The following is a 25,712-nucleotide window of genomic DNA, read 5'->3' as shown; positions in this document are numbered from 1 at the left end:
CAGCACCAGGGCCCCGTGGCCGCCCCGACCTACCAGGTCTCAGTATCCCTGCGTGAAGGCCCCGGGGTGGAGCTGCTCGCGCGTGGCCCCGTACTGCTGCCGCACGGCCTGACCCACGGCCAGTTCGTCCCCGGGCTCCAGCAACTGCACGGCCGCGTCCTGCCAGCGGGGCGGCGCCGCGGGGGAGAGCGTCCCCTGCGAGACCCCGAGCGCCCACGCGGCCTGCCGGGCCGCGCCCAGCGCCGCGTAGTCCGCCGGCTGCGGTACGACGACCTGCGCCCCGAAGATCCCGGGCGCGATGGCCTGGACGGCGGAGAGGCCGGCGCTCGCGCCCAGCAGGAAGACCCGCCGGACCTCCACACCCCGCCCGCGCAGTACGTCCATCGCGTCGGCGAGCGAGCAGAGCATCCCCTCGAAGGCGGCCCGCGCCAGATGCTCGGGCTTCATCGACTCCCGGCGCAGCCCGGTCAGGGTGCCCGCGGAGTGCGGCAGCCGCGGTGTCCGCTCGCCCTCCAGATAGGGCAGCAGGACCAGCCCGGACGAGCCGGGGGTGGACTTCATCGCCAGCTCGGAGAGGGATTCGAGGTCGTCGAGCCCGAGCATGTCGACGGCGCCGCGCAGGGCGCGTACGGCGTTGAGGGTGTGCACCACCGGGAGGTGCATCCCGGTGGCGTCGGCGTAGGAAGTGATCATTCCGCTGGGATCGGCCAGCGCCTCGTGGTGGACGGCCATCACGGAACCGGAGGCCCCGAGCGAGACCACCGCGTCGCCGACCCCGACTCCCAGGCCGAAGGCGGCGGCCATGGTCTCGCCGGTCCCCGCCGAGATCAACAGCCCTTCGGGCGTCGTGCCGGCCGCGTCGGCGGGGCCGAGCACCTCGGGGAGCGCGCACTGGTGGCCGAGGGCCAGCTCGACCAGGTCGGGACGGTAGGAGCCGGTGCCGGCCGACCAGTAACCGGTGCCGGACGCGCCACCACGGTCCGTGGTTCGCCGGGCGGGCCGCCCCAGCAACTGCCAGACCAGCCAGTCGTGCGGCTGGAGCACCATCGCGACCCGCTGCGCGGCGGCGGGTTCGGCGCGGGCCATCCAGCGGAGCTTGGCCACCGGGTGGGCGGCCCGCGGGACGGACCCGACGGCCTCGGCCCACGCCTGCCGCCCACCGAGCGCGTCGATCAGATCCGCGGCGGCGACCTGCGCGCGCTTGTCGTTGCCGAGTAGCGCGGGCCGCACCAGAGAGCCCTGCTGATCCAGCGGCACCATCCCGTGCTGCTGCGCCGAGACCCCGATGGCCTGTACGCCTTCGAGCAGCCCGCCGGCCGCGGCCTCGCCGAGCGAGAGCAGCCACGCCTGCGGGTCGATCTCGGTGGCCTTCGGGTCGACGGGGTGTGCGGCATACCCCTGCCGCAGTACGGCACCCGTGTCCGCGTCACAGACAACGATCTGTGTGAACGCAGACGAACTGTCCAATCCGGCGACTATCCCCATGGGGGGGATTCTGCCCCACCGGCCGATGGGCTGGTGTCATGTGTTGCTGGTTCCCCAATCGTCCGCGCCGTTCGAACCGCGCTCGCGCAGCGAGCGGACACGATCGGCGACGGAATCGGGCAGCCGGTCACCGACCTTGTCGCTGACGGCGTGGAGGGCCTTGCCCGCGACCTGACGGCCGTTCTGCGCGGCCGACTCGGCGGCGTTGCGCACGGCGGGGTTCTGGGCGAACTGCCGCGCGCTCTTCCTGAGCTGCTCGTACCGCTCGCGTCCTGCCCGTGTACCGATCACATAGCCGAGGGTCAGTCCGAGGACGAACGTGAGCTTGTACCGCATGGCGCTGCCACCCTTTCGCTGACATACATCGACGCTTGCCCGCCTACCCGGCAGCGCCCGTGATCATCCGGGACCCTATCGATTGGCGGAGCACCCCCCTGCTTGCGCTAATGTATGTGTCGCAGCGAACGCACGCCCTCCGGGGGACTCCGGTCAGGTGCGTTCGACGCGAACGCCACAATCCCCTGTAGCTCAATTGGCAGAGCAGCCGGCTGTTAACCGGCAGGTTACTGGTTCGAGTCCAGTCGGGGGAGCGCGATCCCCTGTAGCTCAATTGGCAGAGCATTCGGCTGTTAACCGGAGGGTTGCTGGTTCGAGTCCAGCCGGGGGAGCAGAAGCGGAAAAGGACCCCTCGTGGGTCCTTTTTCGTATGTTCTGGCTTGCGTCGGGAACCGCGCAGCGGGCAGCGCGGTCCTCATGGTTGAGCGTTGCCGACCATCCGAAGCAGGAGATCGTATGAGCGGCTATGCTGCGGCAGACGGCGCGCACATTTGTGCGCGACGCGCCGTTAGGGGCGGTAGCTCAGCCGGTTAGAGCAGCGGACTCATAATCCGTCGGCCGTGGGTTCGAGTCCCACCCGCCCCACCCCACGCTACGCGTGCAGACTCGGTGTGACCTGCAAAAACGTCACAGCAGCGGCCGTCACGGCATCCGTGGCGGCCGCTCTTCCGTCCCCGTGCCAAGTCGCCGGGGCCTTCTGTCCCCGCATCGAACCCCCGGGTCTCTGCCCCTCGTGTCGGACTTCTGGGGCTTCATCCCCGCGCCGAGCTTCCGGGTGGGTGCGTCGAGATCGCGCTCCTCGGACTCCACTCCGCCGATGCCCTCTCCTCCTCTCCTGTCATGGAGACCCCTCTCCCTTGCCGTGGTGGCGCTCGCGCATCGGCGGCAGATGCGAGGTGAAAGGTTATGCAGGCTTGTAAAAGCAGTTCGGTGCTGCCTAACGTGGCGCATATGCAGTCCTATACCATCGGTCAGGCCGCGCGGCTCCTCGGCGTCAGCCCCGACACCGCGCGCCGCTGGGCGGACGCCGGTCGGGTGGCGACCCATCGCGACGAGAGCGGACGCCGCCTCATCGCCGGCGGGGACCTCGCCGCCTTCTCCATCGAGGTCGGCCAGAGCGGCGGCGGCGAGGAGGACGCCTCGTACACCTCCGTCCGCAACTCCTTCCCCGGCATCGTCACCGCCGTCAAGCTCGGCGATGTCGCCGCGCAGGTCGAGATCCAGGCCGGGCCGCACCGGCTCGTCTCGCTGCTGACCCGGGAGGCCGTCGAAGAGCTGGGCCTTGAGGTCGGGATGCGGGCCACCGCCCGGGTGAAGGCCACCAGTGTCCACATCGACCGAACCTGACCCGACCCCCGGCAAGGAGTACGCCTCGATGAACCCGGTCCGCGCCCGGCTCCGTAACGGCATCCGTCCCGCTCCCCGCACCCGTCGCAGCGCCGCGCTCGCGATGGCCGCCGCCACCCTGCTCGTACCCCTCGCCGCCTGCGGAGACGGGGAGCAGGACGGAAGGGACGGGCAGGGGGAGGACCGGAAGGCGGGGGCGCCGTCGGCCGAACTCACCGTGCTCGCCGCCTCCTCGCTCACCGACGTCTTCAAGACCGCGGGCGCCGCCTACGAGGACGCCCACCCGGGGACCAAGGTCACGTTCTCCTTCGCCGGGTCCCAGGAGTTGGCCGCCCAGGTCCGGCAGGGTGCGCCCGCCGACGCCCTGGTCACCGCCGACACCAAGACCATGGACAGCCTGAAGGGCGAGACCGGCACCCCGACCGTCATCGCCAAGAACCGGCTGGTGATCGCCGCCGCCGAGGGCAACCCGAAGAAGATCGACGGCCTGGAGGACCTCACCGACCCGAAGCTGAAGGTGGTCCTCGCCGCGCCCCAGGTGCCCGTCGGCCGCTACAGCGAGAAGATCCTCGCCGCCCGGAAGCTGACGGTGCGGGCGGTCTCCCAGGAACCCAACGTCCGTGCCGTGCTCAGCAAGGTCGAGCTGGGCGAGGCCGACGCCGGACTCGTCTACAAGACCGACGCGGCGGGAGCCGACGACAAGGTCGACGCCATCGAGATCCCGGACGGCCAGAACGCCATCGCCGAGTATCCCGCCGCGACCCTGAAGGGCTCCCGGCAGGCCGAGGCCGCCGCCGCGTTCGTGGCCTGGCTGAGCACCCCCGAGGCGCGGAAGATCCTCCAGGGCGCCGGCTTCCAGCAGCCGTAGCCCCGAAGCGCACCGATGAGACGACCCCGCCCCGGCCCCCCGGGCACCCGTGCGCCCCTCGCGCTCCTGGTCCCCGCCCTGCTCGCCGTCGCGTTCCTGCTGCTGCCGCTGCTCGGCATCCTGGTCCGCACCGAGTGGGGCGACCTCGGGGCGCATCTGACCAGCCCCGAGGTGGTCGAGGCGCTACGGCTGTCGCTCGTCGTCTCGTCCTGGGCCCTCGGGCTCTCCCTCGTGCTCGGGGTGCCGCTGGCCTGGCTGCTGGCGCGCGTCCCGTTCCGGGGGAAGGCGCTGGTGCGCGCCCTCGTCATGCTGCCGATGGTGCTGCCACCCACCGTCGGCGGTGTCGCCCTGCTCCTCGCCTTCGGGCGCCGAGGACTCCTCGGGCCCTGGCTGGAGCGGACCTTCGGGATCACCCTGCCGTTCCACACCTCGGGCGCCGTCGTCGCCGCAACCTTCGTGGCGATGCCGTTCCTCGTCATCAGTCTCGAAGGGGCGCTCCGGGGGCTGCGTCCGTCGTACGAGGAGACCGCAGCCTCGCTCGGCGCATCGCCGGTACGGGTGTTCCGCACCGTCACCCTGCCGATGGTGGCCCCCGGGCTGATCGCCGGGGCCGCGCTCACCTGGGCGCGGGCGCTCGGCGAGTTCGGCGCGACGATCACCTTCGCCGGGAATCTGCCGGGTGCCACACAGACTCTGCCGCTCCAGGTGTACCTGCTCCTCCAGGACCGGCCGGAGGCCGCGACCTCGCTCTCCCTGCTGCTGCTGGCCGTGGCGATGGCGGTCCTCATCGCACTGCGGGGGCGGTGGACGGGGGGCGGTGGCGCTGAGGCCGGTGGCGGTGGTGCTGATGGCGTCGGCGGTGACCGTGGTGCTGGTGGTACGAGGGCGTCGAGCCGCGCGGTGAGGGGTGCGGCCATGGCGGACCCGGGCGTGGACCCGGACTCGGGCGTGGACCCGGACCCGGGCCCGGCCCTGGACTCGGGCCCGGGGCTGACCCGGGCCTCCGGCGTGGCTCCCGTACCGCCCCTGACCGCGCGGCTCGACGCCCGTGTCACCGGCTTCACCGAGCTCACCCTCGCCGCCGCCCCCGGCACCACCATCGCCGTCGTCGGCCCCAACGGCGCCGGAAAGACCACGCTGCTGCGCGCCCTCCTCGGGCTGACCCCCCGCGCCCACGCCGAACTCCGCCTCGCCGAGACCGATGTGACCGCGCTGCCCCCGCACCGCAGAGGCGTCGCCTGGGTCCCGCAGGACGGTGCTCTCTTCCCGCACCTCAGCGCCCTGGGCAATACGGCGTACGGGCTCCGCGCCCATGGCGTGTCACGGGCCGAGGCCCGCCGGGAGGCTCAGGCGTGGCTCGACCGGCTCGGTGTCGGCGCCCTCGCTCACCGCAGGCCCGCCCAGCTCTCCGGCGGTCAGGCCCAGCGGGTGGCCCTGGCCCGCGCTCTCGCCGCACGGCCCCGGCTGCTGCTGCTCGACGAACCGCTCGCGGCCCTCGACCAGACCACCCGCGCCCGGGTGCGCCACACCCTGCGGACCCATCTCGACGGCTACGGCGGGGTCTGTCTGATCGTCACCCACGATCCGGTGGAGGCGGTCTCGCTCGCCGACCGGGTGCTAGTCCTGGCGGCGGGTCGGGCCGTGCAGGACGCGCCGCCCGCCGAGGTCACGCGCCATCCGCGTTCCCCGTGGGTCGCCCGGATGCTCGGCCGCAACGCCTGGCCCGGTACCGCCGCGCCGGGCGGTCCCGATCGGCCGGGTGGTCTTGATCTGGCGGGCGGCGGGTCACTCGTCGTCGCTGACCCGCTGCCGGCGGGCACCGAGGCGCTCGCGATCATCGCCCCCGAGGCCGTCTCGGTGCACCGGGAACGGCCGGGCGGCAGCCCGCGGAACGTCTGGCCCGGGACGGTACGGGAGATCACCGCGAGCGGCAGCCGGCTGCGGGTGCTGATCACCTCGCCACGGGTGCCCGATCTGGTCGCGGAGATCACCCCGCAGGCGGCCGTCGAACTGGGGCTGGCGGACGGCGTCGCGGTCTGGACGAGTGTGAAGGCGACGGAGGTCGTGGTCGTCCCGCTCTGACCGAGGGCGGCGGCCGGGACGGGCCGGGCGGCCGGGACGGGCGACCCTGCTGCTGGAGGGGCTACGGGACGCCGGGCACACCACAGGCGCCAGCGCACACCGGGGGCGCGGGGGCCCGGGGTCAGGAGAAGGCGGGCACCTCGCCCACCCGCGTCTGAAGGTCGATGACCGAGAACATCGCGCCCTGCTGGTCCCGGACCGTCGCGAACCGCCCGAAGGGGCTGTCCATCGGCCCGTACACCGATTCACCGCCGAGCCGTTCGACGGTGGCGACCGCGGTGTCCACATCGGCGACGGTGAAGTGGACATTGATGAACGGAGGCGTTCCCGGGGGGAATTCGTCCGTCATCCGCAGCCGGCCGATCACCGGGTCCCCGCCGACGTCCCAGAGGTGGAAGTCGACGCCCTCGGCCTCGATCCGCTGCACCTTGAACGGGAAGACGCTCGGGAAGAACGCGTCCGTCTCCGCCACCTCGCGGGTGCAGAGATCCGCCCACGCGTATGCGCCGGGCTCACCGGTCACCTCGAAGCCGGGGTGGGTGCCCGCCTGCCAGACGCTGAAGGAGACCCCGCCGGGGTCCTCTGCCGTGACCATGGTGCCGACGTCGGCGACGTCCATGGGCTCCATCGCCAGGGTGCCGCCGTTGTCCACTATCTTCGCGGCGGTCACTCGGGCGTCCGGGCTGGCGAAGTAGAGGTTCCAGGCGGCGGCCCCGTCCATGCCGGGTATGCGGGGGAGCACGCCGGCGACCGTCTTCCCGTCCACATACGCCTGGGTGTAGTGGCCGAAGTCCGCCGCGCTGTCGCCGAAGGTCCAGCCCAGCAGCTCACCGTAGAAGCGCTTGGCGGCCTCCAGGTCGGGAAAAATCGCGTCCGCCCAGCAGGGCGTGCCTTCCGGTTGTACGGGCATGGCGGTACCGCCTCTGTCGCCGACGACTCGTTCCCTCTTCACGCTAGGCGCCCAGGGGCCGCCGCGCGCGCCGAATCAGGGAATCGAACAAAATTCGCACAGAAGCGGTCAGCTTGTGAGTGACCGCTTAAGGATCTTGCCCATGTCGTTACGGGGCAGGGCGTCCAGGAACCGGACGGCTCGGGGCCGCTTGTGCGGGGCGAGCTGCGCCGCCACATGGTCGGCCAGCTCCGCCTCCGACGGCGGGTCCCCGGCGTCCACCGGGACGATCCACGCCACCACCCGCTCGCCCAGATCGGGGTCCGGCTCGCCCGTCACCGCAGCCTCGCGCACCCCCGGATGGTCGAGGAGCGCATTCTCGATCTCGCCCGCGCCGATCTTGTACCCACCGCTCTTGATCAGATCGGTGGCCTTGCGGCCGACGATCCGGACCGAGCCGTCGCCGTCGCGCACCGCCATGTCCCCCGTGCGGAACCAGTCGCCGTCGAAGGCGGCGGCCGTGGCGTCCGGGCGGTTCAGATACTCCGTGAACAGATGGTCGCCGCGCACCTGGATCTCGCCGATGCTCTCCCCGTCGTACGCGGTGATCGCGGAGCCGTCCTCATCGATCAGCCGCAGTTCCACACCGCGCAGCGGCACCCCGACCGACCCGGGCCGGGGCTCCGCGTCCACCCGTACGCTCGTGTTCATCAGCGTCTCGGTCATGCCGTAGCGCTCGATCACGCGGCGGCCGGTCGCCGCCTCGATCCGCTCGTGGTCGTGGACGGGCAGCGCCGCCGACCCCGACACCAGCAGCCGCGCGCCCGCCAGCGCCTTCGTCAGCTCCGGGTCGGTGGCGAGCGCCTCGGCCAGCCGGTGGTACATCGTCGGCACCCCGAAGAGCATCGTGCCGCCGCCCGCCAGCTCCCGGGCCACGCCCTCCACCGAGAACTTTCCCAGGTGCCGCACCTCGCCGCCCCGGCGCAGCGGCCCCAGGATGCCGAGGATCAGCCCGTGTACGTGGAACAGGGGCAGAGCGTGCACCAGGACGTCGGACGCGGTCCACTCCCAGGCGTCCTCCAGCGCGTCCAGGGTGGTGGCGACGGCCAGCCGGGGGAGCACGGCGCCCTTCGGCGGGCCCGTGGTGCCCGAGGTGTAGACGACGAGGGCGGGGGCGAGGGGGCCGGGGTCGTCGGGGAGCGGGCCGGCGGCACCCGTCACCGGGATGTCGACGCGCTCCAGCGCGGCCAACGCGTCGGGCAGTTCGTCCCCGGGGCCCGCCAGTACCGCCACCGGGGCGCTGTCGGCGACGATGTGCGCCAGTTCGCGTTCGCCCGTACGCGGGTTGAGCGGGACGACGGGAACCCCGGCGAGCAGCGCGGCCACCACGCCCACCGCGGTCTCCAGGGTGGGCGTGGCCCAGAGCGCGACACGCGATGCGCCACCGATCCGTACCGCCAGCGAGCCCGCCGCACCGGCCAGCTCTCCATAGGTCAGCGCGCGTTCGCCGAAGCGCAGCGCGGCCCGGTCCGATTCGGCGCGCAGGGCGGGGAAGAGGTCACTCACTCGTCGTCCTCCATCTGGTGGCGGGGGCTGCGGGCGCCATTCTCCCCGAGTCCCCGCGCGCCGGTGGCTCCGCGCGCGAGGACTAGGGCGTTTCCCCCGCCGTGGGGGTGTCTCCGCTGGTCCCGCCCGGACAGGAACGGGTGCACCGCCGCACCGTCCGGCCGCCCTTACCGTGCGCTGAGCCTGCCCCGTTTGAGCTGGAGCACCTCGTCCGACGCGTCCGCCACCTCGCGGGAGTGCGTGACCACCACCACGCACTTGCCCTCGTCGTGCGCCAGCTTCTGGAACACGGCGATGATCCCGTCCGCCGTCTCGTGGTCGAGGCTGCCGGTGGGTTCGTCCGCGAAGAGGATGTCGACCTCACAGGCCAGTGCGCGGGCGATGGCGACGCGTTGCTGCTGACCGCCGGAGAGTTGCAGGGTCCGGCGGTCATGGTCGACGGAGTCCACCCCGAGCAGGTCGAGCAGCTCCACCGCGCGCTGACTCTTGTTGCCCCGCCGGACCCCGGTGATCTCCATGGCGGACGTGATGTTCTGGACCGCCGTCATATACGTCAGCAGGTTCAACGACTGGAAGACGGTGGCCACATGACGGTTGCGGTAGCGGCCGAGCCCCAGTTCCGCGACGTCCTGGCCGCGGAAGCGGACACTGCCTGCGGTCGGTGAGTCCAGGCCGCTGGCCAGCGAGAGCAGAGTGGTCTTACCGCTGCCGGAGGGGCCGATCACGGCATACATCCGGCCCGGTTCGAAGGTGTAGTCGATGCCCTTGAGCACGGTGCGTTCGCGGTTGCCGCTCTGGTAGGAGCGGGTCAGCCCGGTGAGTTCGAGCACCGGATCCGGTGTGGGGGAAGTCATCGCTTCAGTGGCCCTTCGTCAGGATGTCGCGCGGGTTGAGGCGCAGGACCCGCGCGCCGGGGATGAGTGTGGCCAGGGCGGCGATACCGAGGCCGGTGGCACCGACCTTGGCGATGTCGGCGGTGCCGATCCGTACGTCGAGGGAGTCGATGGGTTTGACCTCCGGAACGTCTTCCGTGAGGGCGACAGCACCTTCGGCGGCGGCGACGGCGCTGGGGTCGCCTCCGCCGGTCGCGTTCGCCGCGGAGTCCTTGGCCGATGACACCTCGCTGGACAGCAACCGGCCGCCGATGGCCTCGGACAGGAACTGGCTGCACGCCGAGGCGAGGCCCACCGCGAGCACCGCGCAGGCGGCGACCTCCACCAGGTGCTGGCCGAGCAGTTTGGGCTTCTTCTCGCCGAGCGAGAGCAGGACGCCCAGCTCCGTCCGGCGTTCGCGCAGCGACGAGGCGACGATGAGGGCGAGAATCACGGTCCCGGCGATGGCGACGATCCACACGGTGATGGTCGCGAAGTCCGCGGTCTTGCTGATGGGCCCCACGACCTGCTTGTACTGCTTGTCGTTGACCGTTATCGGGAAGATGTCGAGGTTGGCGCCGACGGCTTTCGCGTGCTTCTTCAGCGGGGCCATGTCTGCCGGGTCGGACAGGGTGAAGGTGGCCTGCCGGACCACGCCCCCGTCGGCGTTCGGCTTCTTGCCGAGGAGCAGGGTGGCGCCGTCCGGGGTGACGTACAGCAGATTCACCGGGTCCGACATGGCCGGTACGTACTGGCCGGTGTCCGCGGTGCCGCTGGAGTAGACACCGACGACCGTGAACGTGAAGGCGTCTTCGTTCCTCTTCTTGCCGATCTCCGGCAGTTCACCAACCTTCAGCTTGATCCGGTCGCCGACCTTCCAACGGTTCTGCTGGGCCAGCCGCTGTTCGACCACGACCTCGTCGCTCTTGCTCCGCGGGCCGATTCCACGCCCGGCGACGATTTTCGCGTCGCCGTTGCGGAATGAGGAAACCGACTGCTGATCGCGCACCCCGTCCGCCTTGAAGAGGTCAAGGCCGTCGGGGGCGGTGCCGGCCGGCCGTGGCACCGCGCGGTACAGCTTCGAGCTGCTGGTGGGCGCGGCGCCCGAGTCGTTCGTGTAGTTGCACCGCGTGACCACGGACGACTTGCAGATCTTGTCCACCAGGCCGCGGCGCAGGTCACCGCCCGGGCCGATCGTGCCGGGTATGGATCCGTTGGACTCGCTGCCCTGCCCCGAGTCGATCAGGGCGTTGACGTCCAACTGCATGGTGGCGACGGCGCCGACGCTTCTCTTGGCGTCGTCGGACGCCCGGGCGGCGGCGGACCGGATGAGGAATCCGGAGAGCACCAGGGTGCAGATGACGAAGAAGAGACCGACCAGCATCAAGGATTTTCCGAAGTGGCAGGTCAGCCGCCACCAGGCCCGTTTGAAGAGATTCATCGCGTACGCCAACTCCTATGCCCGGCACATTTCGTGAAACCGCATGTGACGGTAGTCAGGCGCCGTTTTGAGCCGTGTTTGCCCACTGCGCCGGCCGGGCGGAAGCTCATACACGGTTCACATCCCACATCTGATAACTCTGGGCAGTCGGGATATCGAAATGCGCCCGGAATTCACAGGAAAGGGGCGGCGGATCGTGCGGGTACTGGTGGTGGAGGACGAGCGGTACATGGCCCGGGTCCTGGAGATCGGGCTGCGCCGGGAGGCCATCGCCACCGACGTCGTGCACGACGGGGCGGCCGCTCTGGACAAGTTGGCGATCTATGACTACGACGCCGTCGTCCTCGACCGTGATCTGCCCGGTATCCACGGCGACGAGGTGTGCCGGCGCATCGTCGCCATGCGTCTTGAGTGCCGCGTCCTCATGCTGACGGCCGCCGGGCGCCTGGGCGACAAGGTGGCGGGGCTCGGCCTCGGCGCCGATGACTATCTGGCGAAACCCTTCGGCTTCCCCGAACTCATCGCCCGGCTGAGGGCGTTGTACCAGCGCAGCCCCATGGCCCACGCGCCCGTCCTCACCTTCGCCGACCTGGCCTTCGACACGCATCGCCGCCGTGTGCTGCGCGCGGGCCGCGAGGTGCGCCTGACGCCGAAGGAACTGGCCGTTCTTGAGCTGCTGATGCGTGCCGACGGCGGCGTACTGAGCGCCGAGTACCTCCTGGACAAGGCGTGGGACGCGCACGCGGATCCGCTCACCAATGCGGTACGGCTCGTGGTGCACACCCTGCGTCGCAAGCTCGGTGAGCCCCGGCTCGTGCAGACGGCGATCAGCGCGGGCTACTACCTGGGGACCGAGTGAGGCGAACCGGCCGGCCCGGCCCGCGGCGGCCCTTCCGGCCGGGCGGCTCCAGTCGGTTCGGGCGGTCCAAGTGGTCGATCCGGTCCAAGTGGTCGAGCTGGTCCGGGCGGTCGAGCTGGTCCGGGCGGTCCAGGCGGAGCCGGAGCATTCATGTCCGGCTCTTCCTCGGCTTCGCGGGCGCGCTCGTCGCCTCGGCCGTGCTGATGGTCGCCGTCATCTACGCCGGGATGCGGTTCGTGCCGACGTACGACTTCCAGGACACCGTCCTCATCACCGACTCCGGGGAATCGCACCAGGTGCCCGGGGTGCCGTTCCCGGAGACCAGTGTGCCGCCGGGGGTCGGTCCGGGCCCCGTGGTGGACGGGTCGATCAGCAGCAAGGAGGACGTCTGGAACACCTTGCTGTGGCTGTCCGTCGGCGGTCTGCTCCTGGTGATGGTGATCGGCCTGGCCGTCGGCTGGCGGTTCTCGAAACGCCTGCTCGCGCCCCTCGGCACCGTCAGCCAGGCCGCTGCGAAGGCCGCCGACGGCCAGCTCCAGTACCGCATCAACGCCGAGGGCCCCGCCGACGAACTCAAACAGCTCGCCGACACCTTCGACACCATGCTGGCCCGTCTGGAGGAGTCCTTCGCCGCCCACCAGCGTTTCGCGGCCAATGCCTCGCACGAACTGCTCACCCCACTGGCCACCACCCGCGCCGTCCTGCAACTCGCCGCCGCCGATCCCAGCGCTGAGGAGTTCGCCGAGCTGGCCCCGATGCTCATCGAGACGAACGAACGCAACATCACCATCGTCAAGGCCCTCCTCGACCTGGCGGCGGCCGACCACGCCCCCTTCGACCCCGAACCCGTCGACCTCACGGCCCTCGCCACGGCCGCCGCCGCCGAACGCACCGCGCGGGCGGCGACGGCGGAGCTGCGTCTCGACGTCGACATCGAGCCGGACTGCACCGTCCCCGGGAGTACCACCCTGCTCCGCCAGCTCCTGCTGAACCTCCTCGACAACGCCCTGGCCTACAACGAGCCGGGCGGCTCGGTACACCTCGCGGTCCTGCGCGGGAGCGAGATCGTCATCGAGGTGGAGAACACCGGTCGGCCTATCGGGGAAATCGTCGCCCAGCGCCTGTTCGAGCCCTTCTACCGGCAGCGGTCCCGCGTCACCAGCGACCGTTCCGGCCACGGTCTGGGCCTCGCCATCGTCCGCTCCATCGTCCACGCCCACCAGGGCACCGTCACCGCGCACGCCAACCCCAACGGCGGCCTGACCGTACGCGCCAAGCTGCCGCTGGACCCGAGGTGACGCAGTGTGCCGCGGCCGACAGGCGGCCCCCAGGCGGGGGGCCGTCAGCGCGGTTCCTGCCAGCTCACCGTCGTCCCCCGACCGCCGTCCTCCTCGCGCCGGCCGTCGTCCCTGACCAGCAGCCGCACCCCGGCCCGGCCGTCCGGCAGCGGGGCGGAGGCGTCCACGTCCACCTCGACCGAGGTGACCCCGGCCCGCCGCTGGACCGCCGCCAGGGCATCCCGCAGCGCGGTGAGCAGCCGCTGATCCGCGGGGTCCCGTACGAGGGCGTCGACCGCGCCCCGGAACCGTACCGACGGTTGGAAACCGAGCAGTGCGGCCGTCTTGGCCGTCTCCCGCAGCACCCGGCCGCGGAAGCTCGTCGGGGCGGCGGCGGGCGGCTGTTGCAGGGCGAAGATCGCGGTCCGCACCTCCTGGATGGTGGAGTCCAGCTCGTCCACGGCCCGCTCCAGCAGATCGTCCTTCGCGCCGGAATCGCTGTCCGCGCCGGGATCGCCGGCCGCCGCCCGGCGCCGGGTCGACTCCAGCATCATCTCGGTGGCGAAGAGCCGCTGGACCACCAGATCGTGCAGATCGCGGGCGATCCGGTCCCGGTCCTCGTAGACCGCGAGCCGCTCCCGGTAGTGCTGGGCGTCCGCGAGGACCAGCGCCAGCGCGGCCTGCGAGGCGAACTGGGAGGCCAGCAGCCGTTCGACGGCGGTGTACGGGCGGTCGAACCGCAGCCGGGGGAGTGCGAGCGTGCCGATCAGCCGGCCGCCGCTCTGCAACGGCAACATCATCGACGGACCGAACCGGGTACGGACCGGGGTGGTCATCCGGGGATCGGTCGCCGAATCCTCGATGAAGACCGGCTCCCCGCCCAGTAGTTGGACCAGTACGGATGAGCCGGGCGCGATCGTGGTGCCGACGAGGTCGTCCGGATCGTCCGACGCGGACGCGGCGACGATCTCCATACCGCCGTCCTCGGTGGGCTGGAGCACCACCCCGGCCGCGGCGTCGGCGAGGATACGGGCCCGCTCCGCGACGGTCATCAAGGCGTCCTCGGCGCTCTCCCCGGTGAGCAGCGCGGTGGTCACCGCCGCCGCGCCCTCGATCCAGCGCTCCCGCTGCCGTGCCGTCTCGTACAGCCGGGCGTTGCCGATCGCGATACCGGCGCGGGCGCCCAGCACCCGCAGCACCGAGAGGTCGTCCGCGGTGAAGCGGCCGTGGCGCTTCCCGGCGAGGCGGAGTTCGCCGAACACCTCGTCACGCACCCGGATCGGGGCGGCGACGGTATCGGTCTCGCCGGGGAGCCCGCTGAGACCGATAACGGGTTGGCGCGGCACCGGGCCGATCCGGCCGCGCTGCTCCTCGGTCAGACCGGAGGTGAACAGCGCCGTGAGCCGGCCCCGTGCCGGATCGATGACACCGAGCGCGCCGTAGCGGGCATCCGCGAGCTCGGTCGCGGTGTCCACGATGTGCCGCAGGGTGGACGACGGGTCCAGGCCGGCGCCGACGCCGATGATCGCTTCGAGGAGGCGCGGCAGCCGGGGTCCGTCCGATCCGCCGTGGTCTCCCACAGTCTCCGGTCCGCTCACCCGGCCTCGTCTCCCCCGACCTCCGGTCCGCACCCGGCCTCGTCTCAGTCGGCCCGTCCTCGCCGGCCTCGTGGCCGCCGTCAGTCGACCTCGGCCAGCGGGTCGAGCACCAGTGGCTGGATCTTGCCCTCCAGCATCGCACCGAGACCGAGTACGGCGCAGATGTCGGGCCGCTCGGCGATCTGCACGGGCATCCCCGTCGCGTCCCGCAGCATCTGGTCGAAGCCCGGCAACAGCGCGCTGCCGCCGACCATCATGATGCCGCGATCCGCGAGATCGGCGACGAGATCGGGCGGGCAGTCCCGCAGGACCTTGCCGATGCCGTCGAGCACGGAGGTGAGGGGGGTGTGGATCGCGTCCCGTACGGCGGCGGTGTCCACATGCACGGAACGGGCCAGTCCGGTGGCCACGTCCCGGCCGTGGATCTCGGTCGACTCAGGGCCCTGCGAGGTCAGTCCATTGCCGTGCAGGGCCAGTTGCAGGGGGCGGACGGACTGGCTGGGGAGCATCACTCCGTGCTGGGTCCGCAGATGCTGGATCACGGCGTGGTCGATGGCGTTGCCGCCGACCGGCATCCGCTCGGCGGTGACGATCGAACCGAGCGAGAGCACGGCGACCTGCGTGGTCGCCGCCCCACACACCATGATCATGGTGGCGGTGGGCTGCTCCACTGGCAGACCACAGCCCACTGCGGCCGCGATGAGGGTGTCCACCAGCTCGACCCGCCGGGCGCCGAGTCCGACGAGCGTCTCGACGGCGGCCCGCTGGGCGAGCGGGTCGGCGTCGTGCGGGGTGCAGGCGGCGGCGCGCAGCCGGGGCTTGCGGCGGAGCTGACGGCGGAGCTTCTCGCCGAGGAGATGGCGCAGCATCCGCTGGGCCATCTCGATGTCCACGACCGTGCCGCCGGAGACCGGACGGGCGACCCGGATGTAGTCGGGTGTGCGGCCCGTCATCTTCTCGGCGAGCGCGCCGACGGCGATGAGGGCGCCGGTGCGGGTGTTGACTGCGGCGACGCTGGGCTCGTCCACGACGAGCCCAGCGCCCTTCACGAAAACCCTGGTGCGGGCGGCGCCCAGGTCAACGGCGACATGGCAACGGCGCAACTGGTCAAGACTGACGGTCACGGCGGATCCTCCCGAGTGCGGTCACTGGGGGCATCGTCCGGCCGTCGCGCGCGCGACGCGCGCCGGGTGGGCCGGCCGGGGGTACGCGACCGCCCCGGCTGCTCCGACCGGGTGGCCCGGCCCCTGGAAGCCGCCGCCCCGACCCCTCTCAGCTCCGGGTCACAGCAGGCGCTGGAGCAACCCCCAGGTGAACTCCGCGACTCGCCTCTCCCCGCCCGGCAGGGTCAGCCGCAGGCACCACCGGGTGGGGGCCGAGCCCTGCATCGGGGTCGCGGGCGGGAACGCCCGCGCGGCCTCGTCGACGGTGCAGGACCAGGGGGTCAGGTCCGCCGCCGTACGGAGCGGGGGAGCGGGTGCGTCCGGGGCCCGGACGAGCCACTCATTCCACACGGCGGCGCCCTTCACCGGTGTCAGGACCTCGAATCGCAGCTCCGGCCAGAGCGGTACCGGCCAGCGCAGCGCCTCGCACTCCAGGTCGCCGATCGTGCGGCGGGCGGAGTGCTCGGGAGGGCCCAGCACCGAGCGGTAGCGGGCGAGCGCGCCCCGGCCCCTCGGCGCGCGGGCCATCGCCTGCCAGCGGCGGTTCGCCTCGCGCATATCGGCGATCGACGCGCCCAGCCGGTGGCGGGCGTCCGCCACCAGATCCGGCTGGTGGTCGGCCATCCGGCGCAACAGGACGAGCTGGAATTCGAAGGCCCCGAAGGGCGCGGCGGTCTTCGTGCCGTGCATACCGGGCATCCCGCCTCCCTCAGCCGGCGTCGGTCCGGGCGTCGGCTCCGGTATCGCCGCCGGCCCTGGTCCCGCCCCCGGCATCGCCCCCGGCCCCGTCGCTGGCCCCGTCCTCGCCCAGCATCCGCTTCAGCAGGTCCCGCAGGACCGCCCGCTCCGCCACCGACAACTCCCCGAGCGGCTCCCTGGCGAAGTCGAGGGATTCCCTCAGCAGCCGCGCGGTGCCGGCGCCCTTCTCCGTGGATGCGGCCAGCTTCACCCGGCGGTCGTGGGGGTCCGGGCGGCGCTCCACCAGGCCGCGCAGTTCCAGCCGGTCCACGATTCCCGTCACATTCGACGGCTCACACTTGAGCTTCTGGGCTATCCGGCGCATCGGCAGCGGCTCCAGGGTGAGCAGCCTGAGGACGCGGGCCTGCGCGCCGGTCAGGGAGTGCTCGGCCGCCGCCTCCTCGTAATCCGCGTAGTAGCGGGAGACGACGGTGCCGATGAGGTCGACGACCTCCAGGGTCAGGGGGTCGGGCGCGGGCAGGACGGCGGGCGCGGGAGGTGCGGCGGACGTGGAGCTACCGGTGCGGTCGGTGCGTTGGGCGGCCATACCCACCAGCGTACCCCGATGCTTGACAACATGAAATATCAATGCGCATGGTTGTTTCAGGTAGTGAAGCTTTTCTAGGAGGCACGCAGCATGTCCGCACTTCCCGCCACCAGCCGTGAATGGCACCTCGTCGCCCGCCCGCACGGCTGGCCCGCGGCGGAGGACTTCGCCCTGCGTGAGGCCCCCGTCTCCGAGCCGGCCGCCGGCCGCTTGCTCGTGCGCAATCTGTACTTCTCCGTCGACCCTTACATGCGCGGCAGGATGAATGACGTCAAGTCGTATGTTCCGCCGTTCCAGCTCGACCGGCCCATGGACGGCGCCGCGGTCGGCGAGGTCATCGCCTCCGGCGTGGACGGCTTCGCCGTCGGCGACCACGTCCTCCACGGCCTCGGCTGGCGCGAGATCGCCGAGGTGCCCGCCGAGCAGGCCGTGAAGGTGGACGGCTCGCTGGCACCCCTCTCCGCCTACCTCGGGGTGCTCGGCATGACCGGCCTCACGGCGTACGCGGGTCTCTTCGAGGTCGCCTCCTTCAAGGAGGGCGACGCGGTCTTCGTCTCCGGCGCGGCCGGGGCCGTCGGCAGCCAGGTCGGCCAACTGGCCCGGATCAAGGGCGCGTCCCGGGTCATCGGCTCCGCCGGTTCCGACGACAAGGTCAAGCTGCTCACCGAGGAGTACGGCTTCGACGCGGCGTTCAACTACAAGAAGGGCCCCGTCGCCGAGCAGTTGGCGGAGGCCGCGCCCGACGGCATCGACGTCTACTTCGACAATGTGGGCGGTGAGCACCTGGAGGCCGCGCTCTCCTCCTTCAACGTCCACGGCCGGGCCACCATCTGCGGCATGATCTCCCTCTACAACTCCACGGAGCCGACCCCCGCGCCCCGCAATCTCGCCCTCGTGATCGGCAAGCGGCTGCGCCTCCAGGGGATGCTGGTCAACGACCACCGCCATCTCCAGTCGCAGTTCGTCCAGGAGGTCGCGGGCTGGATCGGATCCGGCGAGCTGAAGTACAGCGAGACGCTGGTCGAGGGCATCGAGCACGGCTACGAGGCGTTCGTGGGCCTCCTCCGCGGCGAGAACACCGGGAAGATGATCGTCTCGCTGACCGGCTGACCGCGTGATCGGGTGATCGGGTGATTGCCTCTTCTCGTCCCTCCTCGCCCCTTCTCATCCCTCCGTCAGGCCCGGGTAGACCTTCGGCCGATACACCGCGAGCAGCACCCCTCCCCAGACTGGCAGCCCGTCGGAATCGGCGGAAACGACCACGAGGGGTGGGGTTCACGGTGCGGAACGACGGAGTCAGCCGGGCGCGGTTCCTGGCGGGAGCGGGGGCGGGAGCCGTGGGCGCCGCCGCGCTGCTCGGCGCGGCGGGCGGTGCGACGGCCGCCCACGCGACACCCGGGGCCGGACCCCCCGGCGGTCCGCGGCGCCGGAGCGGGCTCACCCACCGGGGTGTGTGTTACACGATCGGCGCCGGTGAGACACCCGGCACCGCATGGCGCCCCGAGCGGGCGCGCCACGACGTCCGCGCGATCCAGCGCGGTCTGCACGCCGATTCGATCAAAGTGACCGGGGACGGTGTCGAACGACTGACGACCACGGCGGCCGAAGCGGCGGAACGCGGACTGCACATCTGGATGGAGCCCACGCTCGGCGACCGGCCCGAGGGGGAGATCCTGGACCATCTCGCCGAGTGCGGCCGGTTCGCCGAACGGCTCCGGCGACAGGGCGCGGATGTCGACCTCAGCGTCGGCTGCGAGTTCTGGCTCTTCGTCCCCGGCATCGTGCCCGGCGCGAATGTGCTGGAGCGGGTCGAGAACCTCCAGAACGGCACCTTCGACCCGATCCATATGCAGCGCGAACTGCGCCGGTTCATCGCCCGCGCCGCCCAGGTCGGCCGGTCCGTCTTCAAAGGGCCGCTGAGCTATGCGTCAGCGCAGCACGACGACGTCGACTGGTCCCTCTTCGACATCGTCGGCGTCGACTACTACTCGTACTTCCCGCGCAAGTCCGCCTATGTCCGCGAGCTCAGGGAGTACCTGCGCTGGGGCAAACCGCTGGCGATCACCGAGTTCGGCTGCTGTACGTTCGTCGGCGCCCCGGAACAGGGCGGTATGGGCTGGTCCATCGTCGACTACAGCAAGGATCCGCCGGAGATCACCGGTGACCCGGTCCGCAGCGAGCGCACCCAGGCCGCCTATCTCACCGAACTGCTCGGTGTCTTCGAGTCGATGGGGCTGTACGCGGCGATGGCGTTCGAGTTCAGCACGCCCGATCAGCCGCATCGGACCGAGAAGCGCCACGACCTCGATCTGGCGAGCTACGCCATCGTCAAGTCGATCAAGGACGACCCGGCCGATCCGTCGTCCGACTGGCACTGGGAGCCGAAGGAGGCGTTCCACGCCCTCGCCCGCCGCTACGCCGGAGCGGTCGCGCGCTGACCGGAGCAAGCGCCTCGCCCGGAGAAGCCCGGAGCAAGCGCCTCGCCTGGAGAAGCCTGGAGCCAGCACCCCGCTCGGAGCCGGAGCCGGAGCAAGCGCCCAGGTCGGCAGGCCGTTCCCGTATCGCTCCGCCGCCGCCCGTATCGCCGCCGCCCGGTCCGGTGGGCCACCCCCCACCGGACCGACGGTCAGGTCCTGCGTTCCTCGACCGCCACCGCGAGACAGGCGGCGATGAGGACGATGTTCTTGATGATGTACTGCCCCTCCAGACTGGGGGCGGCCAGCGGCCCGTCCCACATCTCCCCGTGCAGGATCAGCAGCGCCGAGAACACCCCGGCCATATGCGCGAAGAACGCGATCAGCACCACCCGCAGCAGCACCCCGGTCACCAGTCCCAGACCGATCGCGGTCTCGAACAGCGCGAGCAGCGGGCGGGTCGCCTCGGCGGGCATGAGACCGAAGGACAGTACGTCCATGGTCCGGGTGGCGACATCCTCGGCCGGGCTGGCCTCGGGCACGAACTTCATCACCCCGAACAGGATGAAGATGAGCCCGATGGACACCCTGAGCACGGTGATGCTGTGCGGGCGGTACCGCCCCAGCGCCTCGGTGAGCGCGGCAGCGCCCCACCAGCCGCTCCCGGTCATGCGCCCGCCCGACCCGCCCGACCCATGAGTCCCCCGGTGACGCCTGTTCCGTCGACGGGGGTCCCGCCGTAGTTCGTCGCCCCGCCTCCGGTCGCCCCGCCGTTCCTCGTCCGGACGCCGTCCGTCGCGGCACTCATGGCACCGGCCCTCGTCCCACCGCCGTTCGTCCCACCGTCGCCGGTCGGAGAGACCGGTCCGCAACGGCCGTTCGCCCCGGTCGTGGGGGGCGCTGAGAGAGGCGCCGTGAGCGACGTCATGAGAGGCGCCCTGAGTGACGCCGCGCGAGGCGTCGCGCGAGACGCCGAGGGAGGCTTCCCGGATGGCGTCCCGAGGGACCTCACGGGGCAGTTCGCGTGAGACCTCCCGGGGGGCGTCGCGGGGGACATCACGAGTGGTCGTGTCGCGCGTGGTGTCGGTGTCCTGCTTCCCGATGTGACCCGTCATGGTAGGTCCTTTCCTGATGGCGTGGTTCCCGTCCGCGCGTCTCCTGTCGTGCCTCTCGGGCTCATGGGTGTCCGGTGCCGGGCGAGGGTCTTCCGCACCCGCTCATGACGGGGCCACACACCGGGCCGACGGCGTTGTCGAGCGGTGGTGAGTGGGGTGGGTGCGGCTCGCCGTGGGGTGGCAGCCGTGATGAGCCGTTCGATACGGGCGGGTGTGGTCTGCCGGGGCGGCCTGGTCAGGGGCCGGTCCGGTGGAACCGCCGCGCATCACGCATGGCGTGGGCATGACATAGCGTGCGTTCTCGGCGTTCAGGTGCGCTGTTCGGGGGCACGGTGAACGGAGACAGGATTCCTGCCAACGCATAGCTCCTTGTGGGGGGTTGATGAAGGTGCCGCAAGCGGTGTCATCGGTTAACACGGTATAAGTTCGCGCCCACAGCGTAAAGGTCTGGACCAATACTGGTCCTGTGTCGCGGTGATAGGTCCGGTCCGGACATCAACACCCCACCCGTCCCACGAGCATCCCCGGACGCGCCCATGAACGAACCCGCCGCGCAGGAACGCGGCGCGCTTATACGCACCCGGACACAGCACCGCACCCCCTGTACACGACAGGGGGTGCGGTATCCAGGCATCGTCTCCAGCCATCGTCGGCCGCCATTGGCGGCCATCGGCGGCCGACGCGTCAGCGGTTCAGCAGCGCCCGCCCGACCTGAGCGAAGACGCCCTTCGGGTGGTCACGGAAGAGCGGCTCCGTACCGAACAGCGTCACCGGTACCCCGGTCGCCGACGTCCCGCTGACGATCGACGGCTTGCCCGCCGCCTCCGTCGGTCCGCCGACGCCCGGTCCGGTCGCCCGCCAGTGACCCGACACCAGCGGGTTGCCGGTGCCGTACGACTGGTCCGCGCGCACCCCCGCGCCGAGGTCCGTGAACCAGAGCGGCGAGTAGACGAAGGTGTGCGCCGGGGCGCCCCCGGTGATCGGACCGCCCGCGTTGGCCACCCGCACCACGCCGTTGGCGTCCCCGTTGCCCCGTACCGCGGTGGCCGTGATCAGCCCGGCCGCCTGGTTGAAGGCCGCGCCGTTCGCGCCGAGCCCGACGACGGCGACACCGCTCGCCCGGAAGGCGTCCCGCGCGGCCGGCGTCAGCGCCGCGTGGTTGAGTCCGGTCGACACGAACAGGGCGTCCGCGCCCGACCAGTCGAAGCCCGCGTTGAGGACGGCGGTCGAGACCGGCACCACGTCGAAGCCCATCTCGCGGAGCGCGAACTGCTCGCCCGCGGTCACCGCCGCCGCCACCCGGGTGCGCTTCAGGGGCGCGATCCCGCGCTCCTTGGTCGCCGTGAAAGCCACGCCGAAACGATTCGCCTGAATCGCCGCGGCCTTGCGCGCCGAACCCGGAACGATCGCAGCGCCGTCCGCGGTACGCCGTACCGCGACCTTCTGCGCCAGCAGCGCGTTCACCGCCGCCAGCTCCTTCGGGTCGTCGAGCCGCAGCCGCAGATCCCCGTACGGAGCGACATAACCGGTGCCCGACGCCGCCGTGACCGGCCGGCTCCACACCCGCAGATCACCGCTGGCGGCCTTGTCGACCGTCGCGCCCCAGAGCAGCCCGAGGCTCCACCCCGAGATGTCGTACATCGCCGAGACGTCGGCGCTGATGTCCCGGCCGTCGGCCAGCATCACATTGGCGATACCGCGCTTCGGCTGCCGCATGTCGACCACGTACGAACCGGCCGGGTGCACCCGCCCGCCGAGCTTGAAGGGGAGCACCGCGCGCTCCACCTTGACGTCGTTGGCGAGCAGATGGTCCACCAGCCGGCCGGCCGCGACCGCGCTGCGCTGCTCGCGCCCGGCCGGGATCACATACGCCCGGGGGAACGTCGTCGTGTAGACGTCCTCCGGACCGATCCCGGGCACGCCCGGTACGGTCTCCGGCGAGATCGGCCGCTGCGCCTCGCCCGCCGCGCCGCGCCGGAAGGTCTCGATCTGGTCGGCGATCACCGAGGAACGGTTGGCCTGGGTGTAGTCGAGCGTGGCGCGCATCGCGGCGCCCGCGATGTCCGTGTTGATGGCGGACCGCCGCCGCAGCTCCTCGACCGGGAGCGTCTCGTACGACTGGTTGTTGACCCGCATGGGGAACTCGATGGTGTGTGAGGCCACCGCGCCCTGGAACGGCATGTACTGCGGGGTGAAGATCGGAGGCCAGTCGTCCCAGCCCTCCTTCTGGTCCCGGAACGGGATCTCGGCGGGCAGCACGCCGTCCTTCTCGGCGGTGTAGCCGAGTCCGTTGACGGCCTTCTCCATGCCGAGCGCGTTGGCGTACGAATTCTTCAGGAAGAGGTCGTACTCGTAGTTCTCGCCGTGCGGCGGGGTCGTCGGCTCGATCAGGGTGCCGTTGACATAGCCGTGCAGGTCGAGCATGACGGCGGGCTGCTTGTCGATGGCGAGCTGCCGGATCGCCCGGGTCTCGGGCTGGGTGGCGGTGATGAAGTCACGGTTGAGGTCGAACCCGTTGGCGTTGGCCCGGGTCCCGGCGACCCGGCCGTCCGGGTTGGCCGTCACATTCAGATAGATGCGGTTCTTCGCCAGCAGGCCCGCCGTCTTGGCGTCCTTGGCCTTGGCCAGCTCCTCGATGAGCTTGAGGGCCGCGTCCGTGCCTTCCCACTCATTGCCGTGGATGTTGTTGTTGATGAAGACCGGCGTCTTGTACGAGGACTTCAGATGCTTGTCCCGGGCGGCGGATGCGGGGGAGTTCTCGATCCGCTCGCGCATCCGCTCCTGCTCCCGGACCTGCCCCCGGCTCTCCGGCGCGGTCACGGTGACGAGATACAGGTCCCGCCCGGACGCGGACTTCCCGGCGACCTCCACACTGACCCGGTCGCCGAGCCGCTGCAGGGCGTTGAGCCGGGGTGCGATGGAGTGGTACGGCGCGAGGCCCAGCTTGATCGACTTGTCCGCCGCGTTGACCGGGGGCGTCGAGAGGCTGGTGCGCCGGGGGTACGAGGCGTCCTTGCCGGACGCGGGGGAGTGGTGCCGCAGCGCGTTGGCCGCTGCCGCCGGGGAGCCCTTGCCGAGGGCGGAGTCGGTGGTACCCCCTTCCCGTACGGGATTGGCGCCGCCCGACGGGCCGGGCTTGGCGGGCGGGGCGGCGGTCGCCTGGGTGGGGGCGATCAGCATCGCTACGGTGAGCGCGGCGGTGGCGACGAGGGCGGGTCTGGATATCCCCAGATGTGACGTGGCCATGCGTGAAACCTCCGGGTGGTACGGGGGTCGATCGCGACGACGAATCGCAACGATCGGTACGCAGGGTCTACATGTTGAAGTCATCAACAATCAAGGGGTTGATTTATCGGAATCGTTCCGGCATGGGGGCCAGCTACGCTGGGTCCATGCGTGATCTTGCGGTGGGCTTCGGCTACTTGATGAAGGGCCAGCGCTGGGTAGGCGCCCACGGCCGCTGGTTCGGTTTCGGGCTGCTGCCCGGACTGGTGAGTCTGGTGCTGTACGCGGCGGCCCTGGTCGGGCTCGCCTACGGCGCGGACGATCTGATCGGCTGGGCGACCCCCTTCGCCGACGACTGGTCCTCGCCCTGGAACGGCCTCTTCCGAGGCTTTCTGACCGCCCTGCTCTGGGTGCTGGCGCTGTTCCTCGCGGTGATCACCTTCACCGCCGTCACCCTGCTGGTCGGCCAGCCGTTCTACGAGTCGCTCTCCGAGCAGGTCGACCGGACCGAGGGCGGCGACGTCCCCGAGTCCGGTCTGTCGCTCGCGCGCGAGCTCTGGATCTCCGCGCGGGACTCCCTGCGGGTGGTGCTTCGGGTGGTGTTCTACGGGGTGCTGCTCTTCGCGTTCGGCTTCATCCCGGTCATCGGCCAGACCGTCGTCCCGGTCATCGGATTCTGTGTCACCGGCTTCTTCCTCGCCGAGGAGCTGACCGCCGTGGCGCTCCAGCGGCGCGGGGTCGAACTGAAGGAACGCCTAAGGCTCCTGAGGGGGCGTCGGATGATGACACTGGGCTTCGGAGTGCCGCTCGCGCTGGCGTTCCTGGTGCCGTTCGTCGCGGTGTTCCTGATGCCGGGAGCGGTCGCGGGAGCGACGCTGATGGTGCGCGAAATCCTGCCGGCGCGGGAACCGGCCCCGAACCCGGAGCCCTTCGCCGCCGGACACCCCGAAGCCCCCGCCTCGCACCCGTACGGAACCGGTCGGGGACAGGCCCATGGCGGCGGCAAGTACGACACCGGAGCCTGACCGACCGGTCCCGCGGGCCGGGGCCCACCCGGGCCGGGGCGTCCACGCCGCGCAGGGCGGCCGGAGCCCGAACGACCGGGTCCCCGGCCCCCGGCGCGGTCACACCTCCGCGACCGCGAGGCCGGGGCTCGTCGTCCCCGCCATGGCGAGCCGGGTGCCGTCGGGTCCCCATACCGCGCTGCCTCCGGCGCAGGGCCCGATGTCGCTGGGGCCGACCAGGTTGGCGACGGCGACGTACAGCCCGTTCTCCCGGGCCCTCACCGGGTAGACCGCCTCGAAGGAGTCATTGCCCTCCTCCAGTACCGAGCTGGCCAGATAAGCCCGGCAGCCGTCCGCGCGGGCCCGTTCGGCGAGTTCCGGGAAGCGGTTGTCGTAGCAGACGGTCAGCGCGAAGCGGACGCCGTCGAGCGTGAACCGGCCGTCCTCCTCGCCCGCCGCGAAGACCTCCAGCTCCACGCCGTGCAGATACCGCTTGTCGTAGCGGGTGAGCAGTGTGCCGTCGGGGCCGATGACGAGCGAGGCGATCCCCGGCCGGCCGGCAGCCCCGCGCACGGCGGCGTTGACCACGGCGGCGGTGGCGGTCTCCCGGCACGCCTCCCGTACCGGTTCGAGCCGCGGATCGTCCTCGGTCAGCCAGAGGTCGGGCCGTTGGGCGACCAGGTCCATGCCGTACCCGGTCAGGGCCAGCTCGGCGAAGAGGACGACCCGCACACCCGCCCCGGCCGCCCGGTGGATCAGGTCCCGGACGGCCCCGACATTGGCCCCGACATCGCCGGGGACCGGCGTGAACTGCGCTGATGCGATCTTCATGCCGACATCATCGCGGCCCCGCCGCCCCCGTCGGACGGCAGGGCCACCCCCCCAG

General features: G+C 71.4%; 20 protein-coding genes, 3 tRNA genes and 1 pseudogene. 11 read left to right on the top strand and 13 right to left on the bottom strand.

Annotation, left to right across the window (positions count from 1 at the left end):
• Nucleotides 1-39: 39 nt before the first annotated feature.
• Nucleotides 40-1,485: an FGGY family carbohydrate kinase gene (locus ACH4S7_RS04010; protein WP_398519468.1), complete on the bottom strand. Its 1,446-nt coding sequence runs from the start codon at nucleotides 1,483-1,485 to the stop codon at nucleotides 40-42.
• 36 nt (nucleotides 1,486-1,521) lie between these two features.
• Complete coding sequence (locus ACH4S7_RS04005) at nucleotides 1,522-1,821, bottom strand: YtxH domain-containing protein (protein ID WP_398519467.1); 300 nt, start codon at nucleotides 1,819-1,821, stop codon at nucleotides 1,522-1,524.
• A gap of 181 nt (nucleotides 1,822-2,002) precedes the next feature.
• Here ACH4S7_RS04005 and ACH4S7_RS04000 point away from each other — a divergent pair.
• The 6 genes from ACH4S7_RS04000 to ACH4S7_RS03975 all read left to right on the top strand — a co-directional run bounded on the left by ACH4S7_RS04000 (nucleotide 2,003) and on the right by ACH4S7_RS03975 (nucleotide 6,118).
• A tRNA-Asn gene (locus ACH4S7_RS04000) sits at nucleotides 2,003-2,075 on the top strand.
• Between the two features lie 5 nt (nucleotides 2,076-2,080).
• A tRNA-Asn gene (locus ACH4S7_RS03995) sits at nucleotides 2,081-2,153 on the top strand.
• A gap of 179 nt (nucleotides 2,154-2,332) precedes the next feature.
• Nucleotides 2,333-2,406, top strand: a tRNA-Ile gene (locus ACH4S7_RS03990).
• Between the two features lie 366 nt (nucleotides 2,407-2,772).
• Nucleotides 2,773-3,168 carry a molybdopterin-binding protein gene (locus tag ACH4S7_RS03985; protein ID WP_398519466.1) on the top strand — a complete coding sequence of 132 codons (396 nt, stop codon included), beginning with the start codon at nucleotides 2,773-2,775 and terminating at the stop codon, nucleotides 3,166-3,168.
• Between the two features lie 28 nt (nucleotides 3,169-3,196).
• Nucleotides 3,197-4,036 carry a molybdate ABC transporter substrate-binding protein gene (gene modA / locus ACH4S7_RS03980; protein WP_398520018.1) on the top strand — a complete coding sequence of 280 codons (840 nt, stop codon included), beginning with the start codon at nucleotides 3,197-3,199 and terminating at the stop codon, nucleotides 4,034-4,036.
• A 15-nt stretch (nucleotides 4,037-4,051) separates the two neighbouring features.
• On the top strand, nucleotides 4,052-6,118 hold the full coding sequence (locus ACH4S7_RS03975) for an ABC transporter permease (protein WP_398519465.1): 2,067 nt from the start codon (nucleotides 4,052-4,054) through the stop codon (nucleotides 6,116-6,118).
• Between the two features lie 121 nt (nucleotides 6,119-6,239).
• Here the strand turns inward: ACH4S7_RS03975 and ACH4S7_RS03970 are convergent, their stop codons facing one another.
• From ACH4S7_RS03970 to ACH4S7_RS03955, 4 genes are all read right to left on the bottom strand, one after another.
• Nucleotides 6,240-7,028, bottom strand: coding sequence for a VOC family protein (locus ACH4S7_RS03970; RefSeq protein ID WP_398519464.1), 789 nt, complete (start codon nucleotides 7,026-7,028; stop codon nucleotides 6,240-6,242).
• A 108-nt stretch (nucleotides 7,029-7,136) separates the two neighbouring features.
• Complete coding sequence (locus tag ACH4S7_RS03965; RefSeq protein WP_398519463.1) at nucleotides 7,137-8,573, bottom strand: acyl-CoA synthetase; 1,437 nt, start codon at nucleotides 8,571-8,573, stop codon at nucleotides 7,137-7,139.
• A gap of 167 nt (nucleotides 8,574-8,740) precedes the next feature.
• Entirely contained in the window at nucleotides 8,741-9,427 is a 687-nt protein-coding gene (locus ACH4S7_RS03960) for an ABC transporter ATP-binding protein (RefSeq protein ID WP_398519462.1), read from the bottom strand.
• A 4-nt stretch (nucleotides 9,428-9,431) separates the two neighbouring features.
• Complete coding sequence (locus tag ACH4S7_RS03955; RefSeq protein WP_398519461.1) at nucleotides 9,432-10,886, bottom strand: ABC transporter permease; 1,455 nt, start codon at nucleotides 10,884-10,886, stop codon at nucleotides 9,432-9,434.
• Nucleotides 10,887-11,082: 196 nt separating this feature from the next.
• Between ACH4S7_RS03955 and ACH4S7_RS03950 the strand changes: the two genes are divergently transcribed.
• Nucleotides 11,083-11,745, top strand: coding sequence for a response regulator transcription factor (locus ACH4S7_RS03950; RefSeq protein ID WP_398520017.1), 663 nt, complete (start codon nucleotides 11,083-11,085; stop codon nucleotides 11,743-11,745).
• Nucleotides 11,742-13,043 carry a sensor histidine kinase gene (locus ACH4S7_RS03945; protein WP_398519460.1) on the top strand — a complete coding sequence of 434 codons (1,302 nt, stop codon included), beginning with the start codon at nucleotides 11,742-11,744 and terminating at the stop codon, nucleotides 13,041-13,043. The genes ACH4S7_RS03950 and ACH4S7_RS03945 overlap by 4 nt, the downstream gene beginning before the upstream one ends.
• 44 nt (nucleotides 13,044-13,087) lie before the next feature.
• Here the strand turns inward: ACH4S7_RS03945 and ACH4S7_RS03940 are convergent, their stop codons facing one another.
• The 4 genes and pseudogenes from ACH4S7_RS03940 to ACH4S7_RS03925 all read right to left on the bottom strand — a co-directional run.
• Nucleotides 13,088-14,620 (bottom strand): GAF domain-containing protein, encoded by a 1,533-nt coding sequence (locus ACH4S7_RS03940; protein WP_398519459.1) that lies wholly within the window; start codon nucleotides 14,618-14,620, stop codon nucleotides 13,088-13,090.
• Between the two features lie 80 nt (nucleotides 14,621-14,700).
• Nucleotides 14,701-15,744, bottom strand: coding sequence for a rod shape-determining protein (locus tag ACH4S7_RS03935; protein ID WP_398519458.1), 1,044 nt, complete (start codon nucleotides 15,742-15,744; stop codon nucleotides 14,701-14,703).
• Between the two features lie 159 nt (nucleotides 15,745-15,903).
• The gene (locus ACH4S7_RS03930; protein ID WP_398519457.1) at nucleotides 15,904-16,482 is read right to left on the bottom strand and encodes a hypothetical protein; all 579 of its coding nucleotides are present in this window, start codon (nucleotides 16,480-16,482) and stop codon (nucleotides 15,904-15,906) included.
• A 100-nt stretch (nucleotides 16,483-16,582) separates the two neighbouring features.
• Nucleotides 16,583-17,068, bottom strand: a pseudogene (locus ACH4S7_RS03925) (MarR family winged helix-turn-helix transcriptional regulator); the annotation flags it as partial.
• 90 nt (nucleotides 17,069-17,158) lie between these two features.
• On the opposite strand from ACH4S7_RS03925, the gene ACH4S7_RS03920 reads away from it, so the two are divergent.
• Both ACH4S7_RS03920 and ACH4S7_RS03915 read left to right on the top strand, forming a co-directional pair.
• The gene (locus ACH4S7_RS03920; protein WP_398519456.1) at nucleotides 17,159-18,178 is read left to right on the top strand and encodes an NADP-dependent oxidoreductase; all 1,020 of its coding nucleotides are present in this window, start codon (nucleotides 17,159-17,161) and stop codon (nucleotides 18,176-18,178) included.
• A gap of 170 nt (nucleotides 18,179-18,348) precedes the next feature.
• Nucleotides 18,349-19,506 (top strand): abortive phage infection protein, encoded by a 1,158-nt coding sequence (locus tag ACH4S7_RS03915; RefSeq protein WP_398519455.1) that lies wholly within the window; start codon nucleotides 18,349-18,351, stop codon nucleotides 19,504-19,506.
• Between the two features lie 188 nt (nucleotides 19,507-19,694).
• Here the strand turns inward: ACH4S7_RS03915 and ACH4S7_RS03910 are convergent, their stop codons facing one another.
• Both ACH4S7_RS03910 and ACH4S7_RS03905 read right to left on the bottom strand, forming a co-directional pair.
• Nucleotides 19,695-20,597 (bottom strand): DoxX family protein, encoded by a 903-nt coding sequence (locus ACH4S7_RS03910; protein ID WP_398519454.1) that lies wholly within the window; start codon nucleotides 20,595-20,597, stop codon nucleotides 19,695-19,697.
• A gap of 684 nt (nucleotides 20,598-21,281) precedes the next feature.
• Nucleotides 21,282-23,843, bottom strand: coding sequence for a M14 family zinc carboxypeptidase (locus ACH4S7_RS03905; RefSeq protein WP_398519453.1), 2,562 nt, complete (start codon nucleotides 23,841-23,843; stop codon nucleotides 21,282-21,284).
• Nucleotides 23,844-23,989: 146 nt separating this feature from the next.
• Here ACH4S7_RS03905 and ACH4S7_RS03900 point away from each other — a divergent pair, with 146 nt between their 5' ends.
• Nucleotides 23,990-24,847 carry an EI24 domain-containing protein gene (locus ACH4S7_RS03900; protein ID WP_398519452.1) on the top strand — a complete coding sequence of 286 codons (858 nt, stop codon included), beginning with the start codon at nucleotides 23,990-23,992 and terminating at the stop codon, nucleotides 24,845-24,847.
• A gap of 99 nt (nucleotides 24,848-24,946) precedes the next feature.
• Here the strand turns inward: ACH4S7_RS03900 and ACH4S7_RS03895 are convergent, their stop codons facing one another.
• Nucleotides 24,947-25,657, bottom strand: coding sequence for a carbon-nitrogen hydrolase family protein (locus tag ACH4S7_RS03895; protein ID WP_398519451.1), 711 nt, complete (start codon nucleotides 25,655-25,657; stop codon nucleotides 24,947-24,949).
• Nucleotides 25,658-25,712: the final 55 nt, after the last annotated feature.

Source organism: Streptomyces sp. NPDC020965 (assembly GCF_044333555.1).
In the GTDB taxonomy this organism is placed as follows: domain Bacteria; phylum Actinomycetota; class Actinomycetes; order Streptomycetales; family Streptomycetaceae; genus Streptomyces.
The sequence above is the reverse complement of the archived record's forward strand: the minus strand, read 5'-3'. Positions and strand labels throughout refer to the sequence as shown.

Bases quoted from the DNA above. Each gene is read 5' to 3' on its own strand.
- ACH4S7_RS04010 (WP_398519468.1), bottom strand. From the start codon at position 1,485: ATGGGGATAGTCGCCGGATTGGACAGTTCGTCTGCGTTCACACAGATC.
- ACH4S7_RS04005 (WP_398519467.1), bottom strand. From the start codon at position 1,821: ATGCGGTACAAGCTCACGTTCGTCCTCGGACTGACCCTCGGCTATGTG.
- ACH4S7_RS03985 (WP_398519466.1), top strand. From the start codon at position 2,773: ATGCAGTCCTATACCATCGGTCAGGCCGCGCGGCTCCTCGGCGTCAGC.
- modA (WP_398520018.1), top strand. From the start codon at position 3,197: ATGAACCCGGTCCGCGCCCGGCTCCGTAACGGCATCCGTCCCGCTCCC.
- ACH4S7_RS03975 (WP_398519465.1), top strand. From the start codon at position 4,052: ATGAGACGACCCCGCCCCGGCCCCCCGGGCACCCGTGCGCCCCTCGCG.
- ACH4S7_RS03970 (WP_398519464.1), bottom strand. From the start codon at position 7,028: ATGCCCGTACAACCGGAAGGCACGCCCTGCTGGGCGGACGCGATTTTT.
- ACH4S7_RS03960 (WP_398519462.1), bottom strand. From the start codon at position 9,427: ATGACTTCCCCCACACCGGATCCGGTGCTCGAACTCACCGGGCTGACC.
- ACH4S7_RS03955 (WP_398519461.1), bottom strand. From the start codon at position 10,886: ATGAATCTCTTCAAACGGGCCTGGTGGCGGCTGACCTGCCACTTCGGA.
- ACH4S7_RS03930 (WP_398519457.1), bottom strand. From the start codon at position 16,482: ATGCCCGGTATGCACGGCACGAAGACCGCCGCGCCCTTCGGGGCCTTC.
- ACH4S7_RS03920 (WP_398519456.1), top strand. From the start codon at position 17,159: ATGTCCGCACTTCCCGCCACCAGCCGTGAATGGCACCTCGTCGCCCGC.
- ACH4S7_RS03910 (WP_398519454.1), bottom strand. From the start codon at position 20,597: ATGACGGGTCACATCGGGAAGCAGGACACCGACACCACGCGCGACACG.
- ACH4S7_RS03905 (WP_398519453.1), bottom strand. From the start codon at position 23,843: ATGGCCACGTCACATCTGGGGATATCCAGACCCGCCCTCGTCGCCACC.
- ACH4S7_RS03900 (WP_398519452.1), top strand. From the start codon at position 23,990: ATGCGTGATCTTGCGGTGGGCTTCGGCTACTTGATGAAGGGCCAGCGC.
- ACH4S7_RS03895 (WP_398519451.1), bottom strand. From the start codon at position 25,657: ATGAAGATCGCATCAGCGCAGTTCACGCCGGTCCCCGGCGATGTCGGG.